15 protein-coding genes are annotated in these 14,164 nt (G+C 48.6%); 10 read left to right on the top strand and 5 right to left on the bottom strand.

Annotated elements, in window-relative coordinates; all coding sequences use genetic code 11:
* Window positions 1-15 precede the first annotated feature (15 nt).
* From ACNA6I_RS09050 to ACNA6I_RS09040, 3 genes are all read left to right on the top strand, one after another.
* Window positions 16-1,002: a lipoate--protein ligase gene (locus ACNA6I_RS09050; RefSeq protein WP_063191407.1), complete on the top strand. Its 987-nt coding sequence runs from the start codon at window positions 16-18 to the stop codon at window positions 1,000-1,002.
* Window positions 1,003-1,193: 191 nt separating this feature from the next.
* Window positions 1,194-2,750, top strand: coding sequence for a fatty acid--CoA ligase family protein (locus ACNA6I_RS09045; RefSeq protein WP_416313184.1), 1,557 nt, complete (start codon window positions 1,194-1,196; stop codon window positions 2,748-2,750).
* A 64-nt stretch (window positions 2,751-2,814) separates the two neighbouring features.
* Entirely contained in the window at window positions 2,815-3,591 is a 777-nt protein-coding gene (locus ACNA6I_RS09040; protein WP_370295937.1) for an enoyl-CoA hydratase-related protein, read from the top strand.
* 44 nt (window positions 3,592-3,635) lie between these two features.
* On the opposite strand, the gene ACNA6I_RS09035 is transcribed toward ACNA6I_RS09040, so the two are convergent.
* Window positions 3,636-3,824 (bottom strand): hypothetical protein, encoded by a 189-nt coding sequence (locus ACNA6I_RS09035; protein ID WP_159129540.1) that lies wholly within the window; start codon window positions 3,822-3,824, stop codon window positions 3,636-3,638.
* Between the two features lie 140 nt (window positions 3,825-3,964).
* Between ACNA6I_RS09035 and ACNA6I_RS09030 the strand changes: the two genes are divergently transcribed.
* Both ACNA6I_RS09030 and ACNA6I_RS09025 read left to right on the top strand, forming a co-directional pair.
* The gene (locus ACNA6I_RS09030) at window positions 3,965-4,645 is read left to right on the top strand and encodes a serine/threonine protein kinase (RefSeq protein WP_416313183.1); all 681 of its coding nucleotides are present in this window, start codon (window positions 3,965-3,967) and stop codon (window positions 4,643-4,645) included.
* Between the two features lie 179 nt (window positions 4,646-4,824).
* Window positions 4,825-6,075, top strand: a complete 1,251-nt coding sequence (locus ACNA6I_RS09025; RefSeq protein WP_416313182.1) for a YeeE/YedE family protein — start codon at window positions 4,825-4,827, stop codon at window positions 6,073-6,075.
* A gap of 311 nt (window positions 6,076-6,386) precedes the next feature.
* Here the strand turns inward: ACNA6I_RS09025 and ACNA6I_RS09020 are convergent, their stop codons facing one another.
* Window positions 6,387-6,947 (bottom strand): helix-turn-helix domain-containing protein, encoded by a 561-nt coding sequence (locus ACNA6I_RS09020; protein WP_252266366.1) that lies wholly within the window; start codon window positions 6,945-6,947, stop codon window positions 6,387-6,389.
* 102 nt (window positions 6,948-7,049) lie between these two features.
* Between ACNA6I_RS09020 and ACNA6I_RS09015 the strand changes: the two genes are divergently transcribed.
* From ACNA6I_RS09015 to ACNA6I_RS09005, 3 genes are all read left to right on the top strand, one after another.
* Window positions 7,050-7,769, top strand: a complete 720-nt coding sequence (locus ACNA6I_RS09015; RefSeq protein ID WP_048015456.1) for an AzlC family ABC transporter permease — start codon at window positions 7,050-7,052, stop codon at window positions 7,767-7,769.
* Window position 7,770: 1 nt separating this feature from the next.
* A complete protein-coding gene (locus ACNA6I_RS09010) occupies window positions 7,771-8,070 on the top strand; it encodes an AzlD domain-containing protein (RefSeq protein ID WP_416313229.1) in 300 nt (99 codons plus the stop codon).
* A 179-nt stretch (window positions 8,071-8,249) separates the two neighbouring features.
* Window positions 8,250-9,545 (top strand): M48 family metallopeptidase, encoded by a 1,296-nt coding sequence (locus ACNA6I_RS09005; RefSeq protein ID WP_048004380.1) that lies wholly within the window; start codon window positions 8,250-8,252, stop codon window positions 9,543-9,545.
* Between the two features lie 28 nt (window positions 9,546-9,573).
* Here ACNA6I_RS09005 and ACNA6I_RS09000 read toward each other — a convergent pair whose 3' ends face one another.
* Both ACNA6I_RS09000 and ACNA6I_RS08995 read right to left on the bottom strand, forming a co-directional pair.
* Complete coding sequence (locus ACNA6I_RS09000; protein ID WP_231593197.1) at window positions 9,574-10,347, bottom strand: DUF421 domain-containing protein; 774 nt, start codon at window positions 10,345-10,347, stop codon at window positions 9,574-9,576.
* Window positions 10,340-10,576: an IDEAL domain-containing protein gene (locus tag ACNA6I_RS08995; RefSeq protein ID WP_048004379.1), complete on the bottom strand. Its 237-nt coding sequence runs from the start codon at window positions 10,574-10,576 to the stop codon at window positions 10,340-10,342. Before ACNA6I_RS08995 ends, ACNA6I_RS09000 begins: the two co-directional genes overlap by 8 nt.
* A 198-nt stretch (window positions 10,577-10,774) precedes the next feature.
* Here ACNA6I_RS08995 and ACNA6I_RS08990 point away from each other — a divergent pair, with 198 nt between their 5' ends.
* Window positions 10,775-11,341 carry a competence protein ComK gene (locus tag ACNA6I_RS08990; RefSeq protein ID WP_048004378.1) on the top strand — a complete coding sequence of 189 codons (567 nt, stop codon included), beginning with the start codon at window positions 10,775-10,777 and terminating at the stop codon, window positions 11,339-11,341.
* 3 nt (window positions 11,342-11,344) lie between these two features.
* On the opposite strand, the gene ACNA6I_RS08985 is transcribed toward ACNA6I_RS08990, so the two are convergent.
* The gene (locus ACNA6I_RS08985) at window positions 11,345-11,734 is read right to left on the bottom strand and encodes a hypothetical protein (RefSeq protein WP_048004377.1); all 390 of its coding nucleotides are present in this window, start codon (window positions 11,732-11,734) and stop codon (window positions 11,345-11,347) included.
* Between the two features lie 256 nt (window positions 11,735-11,990).
* On the opposite strand from ACNA6I_RS08985, the gene ACNA6I_RS08980 reads away from it, so the two are divergent.
* Window positions 11,991-13,961: a S9 family peptidase gene (locus ACNA6I_RS08980; RefSeq protein WP_063191428.1), complete on the top strand. Its 1,971-nt coding sequence runs from the start codon at window positions 11,991-11,993 to the stop codon at window positions 13,959-13,961.
* Window positions 13,962-14,164 lie beyond the last annotated feature (203 nt).

Here is a 14,164-nt window from a genome sequence, read left to right as displayed (position 1 = left end):
GGAGGAATCATCAACATGCAATTCATCGACAATAAAGGCATCACCGATCCGCGGATCAATCTGGCCATAGAGGAATACGCCCTTAAGAATCTTGATATCAATGAGAGCTATCTGTTGTTCTATATTAATGAGCCTTCCATCATCATCGGGAAAAACCAGAATACCATTGAAGAAATCAACACAGACTATGTGGAAAAGCAAGGTCTGCATGTTGTCCGTCGCCTCTCGGGCGGAGGGGCCGTCTATCATGATCTCGGCAATCTGAACTTCAGCTTCATCACAAAGGACGATGGTGACAGCTTCCACAACTTCAAGAAGTTCACCGAACCGGTGATCGAAGCATTGAATAAACTGGGCGTCAAAGCGGAGCTGAGTGGAAGGAATGATATCCTTGCAGAAGGAAGGAAGATTTCCGGAAATGCCCAGTTCTCTACGAGGGGCCGCATGTTCAGCCACGGTACACTGCTGTTCGATTCGGAAATGGAAAACGTTGTATCTGCCCTCCGGGTGAAAAAGGACAAGATAGAATCGAAAGGCATCAAATCAATCCGGAGCCGGGTAGCAAACATTTCCGAGTTCCTGGAAGAAAAAATGACGATCGAAGAATTCAGGTCCACCCTTCTCAAGTACATTTTCAATGACAGCGATGTAGAGGAGTATGTCTTGACCGATGAGGACTGGGATCGCATTCACGCCTTGTCCAAGGAACGCTATCAGAACTGGGATTGGAATTATGGGAAATCTCCTTCGTTCAATCTGCAGCACTCCCATCGCTTCCCTGTCGGTCAGATCGATGTGAGATTGGAAGTGAAGAAGGGCACCATTGAAAACTGCAAGATATACGGGGATTTCTTCGGAGTCGGCAATGTGGATGAAATTGAAGAAAAGCTCACCGGTATCCGCTATGAGCGCAACGAAATTGAACGGGTTCTAGAAGCTGTGGATATCCAGCATTACTTCGGAAAAGTGACGAAAGAGGAATTTATCGATTTAGTGTACTGAGTGTCGCGAGGCAGGCCATTATGGTCTGCCTTTTTCAATGTACATACGTGATGCGCAATGACAAAGGTAGCGGGGGATGGATCGTTTAAATCTTGCAATCTGACTTTTCTTTTAATAGAATATATTTTGAATACTTCAACTAGTTTTATGAATGACCATTCATTCATTTCGAGAAAAGGGGAGGGATAGGAATGAATATTGCTTCACGATTAAAGGAGGTTTCACAGGACAAAGGGGAGAAGATCGCGTATCATTTCCTGGATGCATCGGTCTCATATAGGGAGCTTGATGATTCGGTTTCCCGCTTTGCCGGGGGTCTAGAGAGTCTCGGTTTGGAGAAGGGGGATCACATTGCTCTTATACTGGGAAACTCGCCACATTTCGTCATTGGTCTATACGGCGCTCTTCGCTTAGGATTAAGGGTCATTCCGATCAATCCGATTTATACGCCTGATGAAATCGGGTACATATTGCGTAACGGGGATGTGAAGGCAGTCATCACATTGGATCTCATGGTCCCTCTTATGGGGAAACTCGAGTCACTCCTTCAGACCGTTGATCACGTCATCCTCTGTGAATCAGGGGACGAGAGGGCAAAAGGGGTGGACCTCGAACGGATCGGTTTGTTGAATCCAAAAATGAAATCGTTTACAAGTGTGATCTCCTTGGGAGGAACGAACTTTGAAGGGGTAGAGGCTGAAGAAGATGATACAGCCATCATTCTTTATACATCCGGAACAACGGGAAGGCCGAAAGGAGCCATGCTTACACATAAGAATGTGTATTCAAATGCATGGGATGTCGGAACGTACCTGCAGATGAGTGAAGAAGATCGTGTCATCACGGCCCTTCCCATGTTCCATGTGTTCTGTCTTACAGTGGCACTCAATGCCCCGCTTATGATGGGTGCGACCATCCTCATCGCCCCGAAGTTCAGCCCAAAGGGGATCTACGGATTATCCAGGCTGCATAAACCGACTGTTTTTGCCGGTGTACCGACCATGTATAATTTCCTCTACCAGTACCCTGATGGAGATCCCGATGATCTCAGTTCTCTCAGGCTCTGTATATCCGGGGGAGCTTCCATGCCTGTGGCCCTCTTGAAAAACTTCGAGCAGAAGTTCAATGTCATGATTTCAGAAGGATACGGTTTATCCGAGGCCTCACCGGTGACCTGTTTCAATCCACTTGATCGTCCAAGAAAGCCCGGTTCGATCGGAACATCGATCATGAGCATCAAGAATAAAGTCGTCAATGAACTCGGAGAAGAGGTCTCTCCGGGGCAAGTGGGGGAATTGATTGTAAACGGCCCGAACGTGATGAAGGGTTATTATAACATGGAGGAAGAAACCCAAGCAGCCATCAGGGACGGTTGGCTTTACACCGGTGACCTGGCCCGCATGGATGAAGAGGGGTATTTCTATATCGTGGATCGGAAAAAAGAGCTGATCATCGTCGGTGGATTCAATGTGTATCCAAGGGAAATAGAAGAAGTGCTGTATGATCACCCGGAGATCGTGGAAGCGGCCGTCATCGGGGTCCCGCATCCCGAGAAAGGGGAAGCCGTGAGCTGTTACATCGTGAGGAAAAATGCGTCTCTGTCGGAAGAAGAGGTGATGGCGTATTGTCGTGAGCGATTGGCAAAATACAAACTGCCTTCCTCCATCGAATTTCTCGAGGAACTGCCAAAGAATACGACCGGCAAAATTCTGAGGAGGGCGTTGAAAGCACAGGTGCTGAATTCCTGATTTAGAGGTTTTTTTTGAAACATGTCGAATATACCTAGAGACATGTGGAAAGGGGGAGTGAAGGATGGAATACATTCTGTTGGAACAAAGGGATCACGTGGCGGTGGTGACGATCAACCGTCCGGATGCCATGAACGCCTTTCATTATGATTCCCTGCATGAATTGCAGCAAATCGTGGAATCTCTCAGGCTGAATCCTGATGTACGGGCGGTGATCTTCACTGGTAGCGGGGAGAAAGCATTCAGTGTAGGGGCCGACCTGAAAGAACGCAAGACCCTTACGGATCAGCAGGTGGTCCGGAACGTATACAAGATCGGAGAAGTATTCAATGAAGTGGCCATGCTGCCGCAGCCGACCATTGCAGCCATGAATGGATATGCATTCGGCGGGGGGATGGAACTTGCACTGGCATGTGATTTCCGCCTTGCGGTGGAGGGCACGTCCATGGGGCTGACCGAAACGAGTCTTGCCATCATACCGGGAGCGGGTGGCACCCAGCGTCTTCCAAGATTGATCGGGGAATCGAAAGCGCTGGAACTGATCCTTACTGCGAAGCGGCTGACTTCCGAGGAAGCGCTTGATGTGGGGTTGGTGAACCGTGTTATCGCTAAAGACCGCTTCATGGAAGAGGTATATGACTTTATTGACCCTATGCTGAATAATGGCCCTATCGCTGTGCAACAGGCAAAATATGCTGTGAAATCCGGTATGAACGTCGACCTTCAGACAGGGCTCCAGATTGAACGAAAGGCTTATGAACGACTGATCCCAACAGAAGATCGTGTGGAAGCACTGTTGGCCTTCAGCCAAAAACGCAAGGCGGAGTTCAAAGGGAAATAATGACGTTGCACATGGAAAAGGACTCGAGGGGACGAGTCCTTTTTTCATGAGGTGGTAAAGAGAGCGCGCAGCCCCTTATAAATAAGGAATAAAGAGGACAACAAGATGGTGATGATACCGATGATGTCTGTCACTGGTGAAATCCCTTCAAGGAACGTTCCGCTAAGCGGGAGCTTCAATAGCGCAAAACCGGCGAGGATGCTGGCGAGCATCAGTGGGATGAATCGATCCATAATAGTACCTCCTTTCGATGATAACACTATATGTAAGCGTTATTATTTTTGGCTGAGTGATAGTACCAGATGCAGATTTATATCAGTTTTCTGACAGTCGTGCTATAGTGTTTGGAACATATCCTGAAAGGGGAATCAGTATGTCTCATGAATGGAAAACGCTCATCGCTTCATTAGAACAGATTACCGTCACCTCGACGGATGACAATGAACCGGTGACCATCCGTGGTAACTATGAAGGGTTCACCTGCGTGGGAATCGGGACGGACGCTGCCGTATTCCGCTCCCCTGATGATCCGGAGGTTGCCTTCAAAGTGTATGCATCCACCAAAGCAGATAAAGCCGAGGCGGAAGCCCGGGTCTATGAAGCGCTTGGAGAGTCATCTTATTTTCCCCGCTGTTATGGGACCTATGGGAATATTCTCGTACTGAGTTTTGAATCGGGCATTACGCTATTCGATTGCGTCCTGCAGGGAGTCCATATTCCGAAGCGCGTAGTCGACGAAGTGGAAGAGGCGAGGGAGTATGTAAGGAGCGTCGGTCTTAACCCGAGGGACATCCACTTGAAGAATATCCTTTTGCAAGATGGCAGGGCAAAGATCGTCGATGTTTCAGAGTACATTCTGGAGGGCAATGATTATCGATGGGAGCATCTTAAGAAGGGATACGACGAATTTTATTCGCTGATCGACGGGAGAGCAATCCCCTTCTGGGTCGTTGAAACGGTCCGCAAGTGGTACCATCAATGGGTAAACAGGCCATCTACCATAGAAGACTTCATGGCCATGCTGTCCAAGTTCATTCCCTTTAATAAGCAATAGTCGGATCTTTCCTTCTGGGAAGGTCTTTTTTTATTGTTTCTATCGCTTCCTTGGGACTCCGACCTGCTGCAGGGGGAATAGTTCGTCTGGAAATGGGTAAAAGGAGAAGGGCGGATTTTTGACAAGTCGCCCAGAATCGATTAAAATCCAACCATTACAATAAGAAAAGGAGGATTAAAATGACGAAAGTTGTTCAACCAGTATCAGAGCAGAAAGGTCCGGTCCAAGAAGGGAAGGAGTTGAATCCGCCTCAAATTCCATTGGTGGTCGCAGGCAGCATCGTATCTGCCATACTGGTCATCTATCTCGCTTTCACCCAAGATGTCAGCCAGGTCGTGCTTCTGATTCTCGGTCTCTTATTAGGATTCACCCTATTTCATGCACGCTTTGGCTTCACATCTGCGTTCCGTCGGGTGATGTCGGTGGGGAACGGTCAGGCACTCAGGGCCCACATGCTCATGCTTGCCATCGCGGTCACACTCTTCGCCCCGATCCTTGCTACCGGGTTCACATTTTTCGGCGGACAGGCGACCGGGTATGTCTCTCCTGTAGGAGTGAGTCTCCTCGTCGGTGCCTTCGTGTTCGGAATCGGGATGCAACTGGGGGGCGGATGTGCTTCCGGAACCCTATATGCCGTAGGGGGAGGCCGTTCCGTTATGTTCATCACGCTTCTATTCTTTATTGTCGGTTCGACCGTGGGGGCTTATCATCTTCCTTTCTGGACAGAAGAGATGCCTTCATTCAAGCCGTTCTCCTTGGCCACCTCTACGGGTCTTGGTTACACAGGTGCCTGGATTGTATCCCTCATCTTCTTTGCCCTGGTGGCATGGGTGACGCTGAGGGTCGAGAAGGTGAAGAATCCTCCCCGCATGGCAGCCTTGCCTACTGCAAAAGGATGGAAACGGGTTGTGCGCGGTTCTTGGCCGCTTATGGCTGCGGCTGTCGTCCTCGCTGTACTCAATGCGCTGACGCTCATGACGCGCGGAACCCCTTGGGGAATTACTTCTGCATTTGCCCTGTGGGGTTCAAAAGCGGCATCATCCATGGGGATCGATGTGGCAAGCTGGGGCTACTGGACGGGTGAGAATGCAAGCGCCCTTCAGGCTTCCATCTTCAGTGATTCCACCACCGTGTTGAACTTCGGTGTGATCCTTGGGGCATTCCTCGCCTCGGCTGCAGGTGGTCTTTTCCGTTTCAATAAGATTACGGGCGGGAACGCCATGGCCTCCGTCATCGGCGGGCTGATGATGGGCTATGGTGCCCGTCTTGCCTTTGGATGCAATATCGGTGCGTATTTCGGCGGGATCGCTTCATTCAGCCTTCACGGGTATGTATGGGGGATTGTAGCCCTTTCCGGAACATTCCTTGCCCTCTATCTGAGGCCGATATTCGGATTGTCCGTACCGAAGCCTAAAGATACCTTCTGCTAAACATGCTAAAAAGAGATTGTGACAAAAGTGTCTTAGTCATAGTAAAACCCGAATTCATCTTCTTAAGATGAATTCGGGTTTTTCATTTGATTCGTGACCATTACGATTTCATTGTTGCCCAGCGGTTGATTGGAGTGCAAGACGAAGACTCCTGCGGGAAGAGTAGCTGATGTGAGACGGCTTGCCGATGAGGCTCACGGGCTACCCGCGGAAAGCGAAGTCTTGCACGGAAATTATGAGCGGTATAATGAGCCTACACTGATCGTGTTCGTCATGAAGTGGTACCTATTTGTTTTGTCCCAGTCTCTTTTTCATGAGAGTTCACCATAGTAGATGACCATATGACACTCGGCATCGTCTGAAGAGGGGTTGAGGTATTCATGTGCAACATCAGCTTCAAACCGGATCGATTCTCCTTCAGAGAGGGAGTAGGAGGCATCCCCGATCTTTAAGAAGAATGTACCTTTCAGTACGGTTAAATATTCTTCGACTCCCCGTGGGTGCCCGTCGTTACGGTAATCACAGCCGGGTTTCATCACAATGCGGTAGCTTTCCCATTTTTTAGTTGGATCGAATGGGAAGATCGGTATGACCACATACTTTCCCTCATCTTCGAGAACAGGCTCTACATCTTTGTAATCGATGATGGCAACATCGGCAGCAGGTGCTTCAAGGAGGGAAGAGAATGATACTTTCAGACCGTTCGCGATTTTCCAAAGGGTCGCAACTGTCGGATTGGAATCATCCCTCTCGATCTGACCGATCATGGCTTTGCTCACCCCTGTCCTTTCGGCAACCTGGTCAAGACTGAGTCCTCTTTCTTTTCTGATTTTCCTGATATTGTCTCCGATCTTCATCGGCATCTCATTCATCCACTACACCCCTTGTGCAATATAACGTCTATATGTATACTATAATGAATTATTAGAATATTTTCATTGTACGATAGTTTATATGATAAAGGAAGTGTATGTGTGGAAGCTACCTACTCTGTAAAAAAAACCTCTGATTTTCGTTTGGGACTGCAGGCGGGCTTAAGCATAGCAATCGGTTATATGCCCGTCGCCCTCACGTTCGGGCTCCTGGCAAGGACAACGGGCTTGACGTTTGCAGAGACGGTACTCATGAGCCTCTTTGTCTACGCGGGTGCTGCGCAGTATATTTCACTGAGTCTCATTGCTGTGGGGACCGGCGTCATGGAAATCGTCCTCACCACGCTGATCGTGAATATCCGCCATTTCCTCATGTCCGCTTCACTGACTGAGAGATTGGAAGAACATCAACTTTATAAAAAGCTGATGACGGCCTTCGGTGTGACAGATGAAACGTTTTCTGTCATCTCGACTCAGACAGGGAAGATCCGGACCGCTTTTGCAGCCGGCGTGATGGTCATCTCGTATGGAAGCTGGGTGGTATTTTCCGGAGTCGGCCATCTCATGGGTGATATCATGCCCGGCTTCCTCCAAGTAAGCATGTCCATTGCCCTTTATGCCATGTTTGTTGGACTTCTCGTTCCATCCATGAAAAAGAGTGTGAAGGTCACGTATCTTGCAGCGGTTGCGGCAGCCGTGAACAGTCTGCTCATCTTTTACACCGATCTGTCTGGAGGCTGGTCCATCGTTGCTTCGACCCTGGTCTCATCCCTAATGGTTGAATGGGTTTGGCATATGAAGAGGAGGAATCCACGTGGATAAAATGATGCTCTTGATGATTGTAGGTATGGCCTTTGTTACCTACGTTCCGAGAATGCTTCCATTTGTGATGTTTTCCGGGAAGGAGCTGCACCCATTTGTGAAGGGGGTACTCAATAATGTTCCTTATGCCGTCTTAGGGGCCCTCATTTTCCCGAGTATCTTCCTGATCAAAGAAGGAGACGTGCTGTTCGGCGTCGTCGGAGCCGTAGCCGCCTTTGCCCTCGCGTTTTGCGGAGCCAATGTCATCATGGTCGTACTTGGTGCCATCGCGATTTTATCAGCCTATACCTTCTTGGTTTGATCATGGAATGGATAAAATGAAAGGAGTGGTTCATAATGAGTGATAGATGTTGCATGGACAGGAGGCAGATCCGGCAGCTTTTACTGGTTTGCGCTGCTCATTGCTCTGTACTTCCGGGTTCTAAATGAGTGGACAGGATATTACATATAGTAGTGAGGGTTGAGAAGGGAGGAAGTTGTTTGGCGAAGAAGTGGGCGTTTCGTGCGATACTTGCTTATGCGCTATTGGGCTTGATTTTATATGCTTATCTATTCTATATTGCCGGTTCTGGTGTACCTGAGAGCTTCAAGGGGAGCAGCGCCGATCCTTCAACGTTTATGAATGCCAAGGAGATTCTCCTCAGTGAGGATTTTTCCAAGATCAAGAATTTGCTTTTCTTTTTATCCACTCCGTATGAATGGCTCCTGTATTTTTTGATCATGATACTGGGCGTTTCCCGTACGTTTGAGAAGTGGGCAAAAGGAACGGTGAAGAACGGATTCCTGCAGACGGCCATTTATCTGTTTTGGTTATCGATCACGACGTTCATCGCAATCTTTCCGTTCCAGTACATCTCCTATCAAGTATCCAAGGCATACAATATTTCCACTCAGACGTTTTCGATGTGGATGAAGGACGAGACCATCGACTTTTGGGTGAATTACCTGTTGATGCTCATCATCGTTTCGGTTCTTTATGGACTGATGAAAAGGTTCAAACAGCGGTGGTGGCTTGCTGCATGGGCGCTATCGGTTCCGTTTACGATATTCATGATGTTCATCCAGCCGGTTCTCATCGATCCGCTTTATAACGAGTTTTACCCGTTAAAGAATAAGGAGCTTGAAGCGAAAATCCTTTCCCTGGCTGATCAGGCGGGGATTCCGGCCAATCACGTATTCGAGGTCGATATGTCAGAAAAGACGAATTCCCTCAATGCTTACGTGACCGGTGTGGGATCCAATTCCCGCATCGTGCTGTGGGATACGACGCTGGAGCAGCTGACCGATGACGAGATTTTATTCGTCATGGCTCATGAAATGGCCCACTATGTGGAGAAGCATATTTATATCGGGATCGGGATCTACCTGCTCTTGTCGTTCTTCGGTCTCTTCCTTGCATCGAAGCTCATGAGGGGAATCGTCGCCAACTACGGGGAGGAAATCAAGGTGGACCGTGTGGCAAGCCTGCGTTCCCTGCCTCTCTTCTTATTGATCACATCGGTGCTGCTGTTCGCCGTAAGCCCGTTCAGCAACTGGATATCCCGTTATCAGGAGACGAGAGCGGATCGATATGCCATTGAACTGACACAGGATAAAGAAGCGGCCATCACATCGTTCCAGAAGCTTTCCAAGGTCGGTTTATCTCAAGTCAATCCACCCCTTCTGGTCAAGATCTTCCGATATGGCCATCCTACCATGCTGGAGCGGCTGAACATGCTCGAGCAGTACAAAACGGATACAAAAGAAAAAGAAGATCCTGCGGAATCTTCTCCATGAGTCGTACAAATAGGACCCGGTGCGGGTCCTATTTGCGTTTATTGATCACCAGGTTTTTTGTCTTTTCCGTCACATAGGCAAATAATACATCTTTGTGATGGAGGTGTTCCCTCCGAAGGCGAGCATTGATCCATTCTGAATCCAACCCGAGGAGGCGGAGGTTATGGTGTTGCAGCCTTCCATCGACGATGACGGAGATGGGGAGGCCTTCGTCATCGATGCGGAGGTCCAGATGTTCAATCGTGACAGGCGTATTTTCCACCTTTGGTATGATGCTCACTTCGCCAATCGGCTCAAGTATGGCGTAATCGACGTCGGAAATCTTCGGGTATCCTTTAGCCCTCAGAATGGACGTAAGCTGGATGATCGAGATTTTCGACTTCTCCAGATTATCTTCGAGAATCGTGCCTTCTTTGATCAGCAGGGTGGGTTCCCCGAGGAAGAAGCGGTTCCCGAACTGACTCAATGTTAGGAACGAGAAAAGGATATGTAGGGAGACGAGGATGATCAGGGCCCAAAGCGTAGGGAAGAACGCTGTTGAAATCAACGGCTCTGAAGCAATGGTACCGACGATGATGATGGCCACCAGGTCATAGGGGGTCATTTGGACAATGGTGGACTTGCCCATGAGCCGCATGGCGGCGATGGTGATGAGATAAAGAATAAGCGTCTTGAAAAGGATGGTCATGGTATCACCCCGGGGCTCTTTTTCCTTAGGATGACCATTGGATGGAAGGAACATGCGGAACGGACATGAAAATGGCCGCCACCCGGTGGGGAAGCGGCCAAGCCATTCATCCATAATGGCAGGATAGTGAAGTCAATTCATCCGTCAATTTCATAAAGAGGGTTTCATCTTTGCAATCCAGGGCGGCATCGATGGCTTCCAGTAAGTCGGCTTTTCTTGTCGTAAGGATGCTTTCGTGTATGACCATATCAATATAGATGTCTAAGACGCTCTTTTCAGCATGCTTTTTCCTGGTCATCGCGGAAGCCTTCATCATATCAGTATAGGATTTTTTGTTTTCCATATACGATCACCCCTGAATTCTTTTTCTTAGTATATGGGCAAAGGGGTGAAAATTCAACCTGAAAATTAAATATTCTGATAATATTTAACGCGGAAAACGGTCACTCTTTTCAAATGACTGAATTTTTTAAAAATATTTAGGACAACTTAGTAAAAATGTGATAGTATTATGGGGAAAAATGTAAAAGGAGGCGGAGGAATGAGCACAAAATCCCGAATCATAGAAGAATATGAGGTGAATCCTCATACCATGGTCCTGAAACCGATCGAGTATGGGGCCAAGACGTTCACACAGATCATCGAAGTGAATGATGTTCTGATTTCACCGTTCAAGCCGCTCGAAATTCTGAAGAAAAGCTGTGAGTATTTCGGCTCTTCATACGAAGGACTGAAAGAAGGAACCAAGACATTGACTGGCATCGTCTATAAAGCTCCGATCATTGTGAATCCCCAGATGTCCCTTTTCTTCTTCCCTACAACATCTCCCGCCAAGCATGAATGCACATGGATATCCCATGCCTTTGTAAAGGAGTACGAGCCGCTGGAAGATGGTTCCACGAATGTTTACCTGCAAAACCAGCAAACTTGCATCGTGCCGATTTCGTACAGCTCCTTCAAGAATCAGATGAGGAAGACAGCGGAACTGCGCATTGCCTACTCACAGAGGATTTCAGAGATGGAAACCCGTTATGGGCTCGGTGCACCCGATCCGTCCCAGGTGAAGATGTTCTTTCTGGATCGGGATATTCCGAAACAGGATGCGTGATATTCAAGCTTCCTTCGTCGAATCCTTTCCAGGACTGAGGAAGCGCTGGAATAAGTAGTGGCGCAGGAGTTCTTCCACCCTGTTCCTCAGCCTCGGGTTGAAGTAATTATGGTGTTCTTCATACCCCTTGTACAAAAACATGTACATGGTGAATGCATCATCCGTCTGGATTTTCTCCACCTTCATCTTGTTATTCCTCATATACCTCCTCACACGGGCAAGCTCTGCCTGTATCGTTTTCATCGTTTCCTCGATCAGTTCCAGGTAGGGACGTTTCAGTTTGAACGGGCTGGAGGTCACGACCTGCATATCACGATTCAGGATCGTCAGGACCATGGGCAGGTAAATCGCCAGTTCCAGAATGTTTCGATCGTCTTCAGGGATCCTTGTCATGAGTGATGACTCCTTTGATTCATGCTTTCCAACCGGGGATCGCCGGGGAAGGCATGAGTCTTTTTGATTAGAACATGTGTTCGTATCTATTGTACGGTGTATGAAGATGCTTTTCAATACTAAGTTAATGTGTTTCTATTATGAAAGTTTTTTCAATGTTTTATCCATGGCCATGCTGGATGGTAGAATGATGAATATCCGTACCTTGGTGACAGGAGGGTACACACCATCATATCAAAGGAGTGATCATACGCTCATGGATCGACAAACCGTTTCCATCAATGATCTATACCATATCAAGGCCATTTCCTCCCCGCGGTTTTCCCCGGACGGAAAGGAGGCCGTTTTTCTTCAGACGGTGATGTGTGAAGAAAAGGATGCCTACTTCACCCGGCTTTTCCATTATGACGGGGAGGGTGACCGGCTTCGGCAGTGGACGTTTCAGGAAGAAAGGATTTCATCCCCTGCATGGTCGCCGTGTGGCAGGTATGTCGCCTTTCTGTCAGATCGCACAGGCGTCACGCAAATCTATAGGATGTCACGCAGCGGGGGAGAGCCTGAAAGGATGACGGATTGCTCGTCATCGGTCAAGCAGTTTCTTTGGTCTCCCTGCTCCACCAAAATCGCGTTCAGCATGAAGCTTGGGGCGGGGGCCGACCCGCAAGGAAAGATGGAAGAAGAGAAGCGTCTCCTGCCTTATGTCACCTCTACGATGAAATATAAAGGCGACGGGGAAGGGCTGCGGGATCACCGCCATTCTCAGCTTGTCATCATGGATCTGGTCACCGGGAAGGCTGAAAGAGTGAGTGATGATCATCATGATTATACTCTCCAGGACTGGTCCCCAGATGGCAAAGAACTTTTGGTGGCAGCCGACCTCAGTGATGATGCGGATTTTTCATTTCAGCATCATTTGTATACTTGGTCCATCGATACGGGCAGCAAGGAGAGGATTACCAGAAGGCGAGGACAGTACGGAGCCGCACGGTGGTCCCCCGATGGACGGCATATCGCATACATAGGGGATGAGAGGGAGTATGTCAACGCCACGCAGCCGAAACTGTGGATCCACAACGTGGAAGCCCGGAATGCATACTGCTTGAGCGAAGGACTCGATCTTCCCATCGGTGACTATATGAACAGTGATGCCGTCCAGGCGGTCCAGGTACCGGGGATCAAATGGTCTACAGATAATGAAAGTGTATATTTCTTGGCATCCGACTCGGGGAATACGGTTTTATACTATGGTCATATCGACGGCGCGATCTTCCCTGCCTATCTGGAAGCGGAACAGCATGTATATGATTTTGACTTCCATCCTCAAGGGCAGCGGATCATCATGGCGATGAGCACGCCTTCCAAACCGGGAGAGCTTTACCTGCTCCATGTTCCGACCGGGGCCATCAGGCAGCTGACTACAAGCAATGAAGAATGGATTGAAAGTCGGTCATTGGCCGAAACTGAATCCTTTTACTTTCAAGGGGCGAAGGGTGAGATGGTACAAGGATGGCTAATGAAACCTGCAGACACAGGCGGTGAAAGGAAAATTCCCCTTGTGGTGGAAATCCACGGAGGTCCCCACACCATGTATGGGAATACATTCTTCCATGAGCTACAGGTGCTCGCCGGAGACTATGCGGTCTTGTTCATCAATCCAAGGGGGAGTCATGGCTATGGTCAGGCATTTGCCGATGATGTGCGCGGTGACTATGGCAACGGAGATTACGAAGACATCATGAAAGCCGTCGATCACGTGCTGGAACACTTCAGCTTCCTGGACGAGAACCGGTTGGGTGTGACCGGCGGGAGCTACGGGGGATTCATGACGAATTGGATCATCGGTCATACAGATCGTTTCAAAGCTGCCGTCACCCAAAGGTCCATCAGTAATTGGGTCAGCTTTTATGGAGTGAGTGATATCGGCTATTCCTTCACGGAGTGGCAGATCGGTTCAGGTCTGGAGGATATGGAGAAACTTTGGAGGCACTCGCCCCTTGCGTTTGTGAGAGAGATGGCTACCCCCCTTCTCATCATGCATAGTGAAGAAGACCTGAGATGCCCTATCGAACAGGCGGAACAACTGTACATCGCTTTGAAGCGCGAGAAGAAAGAAGCAAAGTTCGTCCGCTTCCCTCAATCAGATCATAACCTGTCCAGGAATGGTACGCCGTCACTCAGGGTTCACAGATTGAAAGAGATGACGCAGTGGTTCAAGGAACATCTGTAAGGGAAAGGGCCGCGGAGGGAGAGTGTGATCCCGAAGCGGTTTTTTTCTGGAATCCTGCCCTTTCAGGGGGGACGGATTGAAAAGGGGAGGTTTAAAGCGGCCCTTGCGAGGTTAAGGATGTATAATACAAACTGCGATATGGAAAATGAAACATGATATGATATGATGAAGAAAATATCACGAAATGAGTCTTTTTTTCATGG

Origin of the sequence: Rossellomorea sp. FS2 (assembly GCF_047915635.1) — a bacterium.
In the GTDB taxonomy this organism is placed as follows: Bacteria; Bacillota; Bacilli; order Bacillales; family Bacillaceae_B; genus Rossellomorea; species Rossellomorea marisflavi_A.
The sequence above is the reverse complement of the archived record's forward strand: the minus strand, read 5'-3'. Positions and strand labels throughout refer to the sequence as shown.

Bases quoted from the DNA above. Each gene is read 5' to 3' on its own strand.
- ACNA6I_RS09050 (WP_063191407.1), top strand. From the start codon at position 16: ATGCAATTCATCGACAATAAAGGCATCACCGATCCGCGGATCAATCTG.
- ACNA6I_RS09045 (WP_416313184.1), top strand. From the start codon at position 1,194: ATGAATATTGCTTCACGATTAAAGGAGGTTTCACAGGACAAAGGGGAG.
- ACNA6I_RS09040 (WP_370295937.1), top strand. From the start codon at position 2,815: ATGGAATACATTCTGTTGGAACAAAGGGATCACGTGGCGGTGGTGACG.
- ACNA6I_RS09035 (WP_159129540.1), bottom strand. From the start codon at position 3,824: ATGGATCGATTCATCCCACTGATGCTCGCCAGCATCCTCGCCGGTTTT.
- ACNA6I_RS09030 (WP_416313183.1), top strand. From the start codon at position 3,965: ATGTCTCATGAATGGAAAACGCTCATCGCTTCATTAGAACAGATTACC.
- ACNA6I_RS09025 (WP_416313182.1), top strand. From the start codon at position 4,825: ATGACGAAAGTTGTTCAACCAGTATCAGAGCAGAAAGGTCCGGTCCAA.
- ACNA6I_RS09020 (WP_252266366.1), bottom strand. From the start codon at position 6,947: ATGAATGAGATGCCGATGAAGATCGGAGACAATATCAGGAAAATCAGA.
- ACNA6I_RS09010 (WP_416313229.1), top strand. From the start codon at position 7,771: ATGATGCTCTTGATGATTGTAGGTATGGCCTTTGTTACCTACGTTCCG.
- ACNA6I_RS09000 (WP_231593197.1), bottom strand. From the start codon at position 10,347: ATGGATGAATGGCTTGGCCGCTTCCCCACCGGGTGGCGGCCATTTTCA.
- ACNA6I_RS08995 (WP_048004379.1), bottom strand. From the start codon at position 10,576: ATGGAAAACAAAAAATCCTATACTGATATGATGAAGGCTTCCGCGATG.
- ACNA6I_RS08990 (WP_048004378.1), top strand. From the start codon at position 10,775: ATGAGCACAAAATCCCGAATCATAGAAGAATATGAGGTGAATCCTCAT.
- ACNA6I_RS08985 (WP_048004377.1), bottom strand. From the start codon at position 11,734: ATGACAAGGATCCCTGAAGACGATCGAAACATTCTGGAACTGGCGATT.
- ACNA6I_RS08980 (WP_063191428.1), top strand. From the start codon at position 11,991: ATGGATCGACAAACCGTTTCCATCAATGATCTATACCATATCAAGGCC.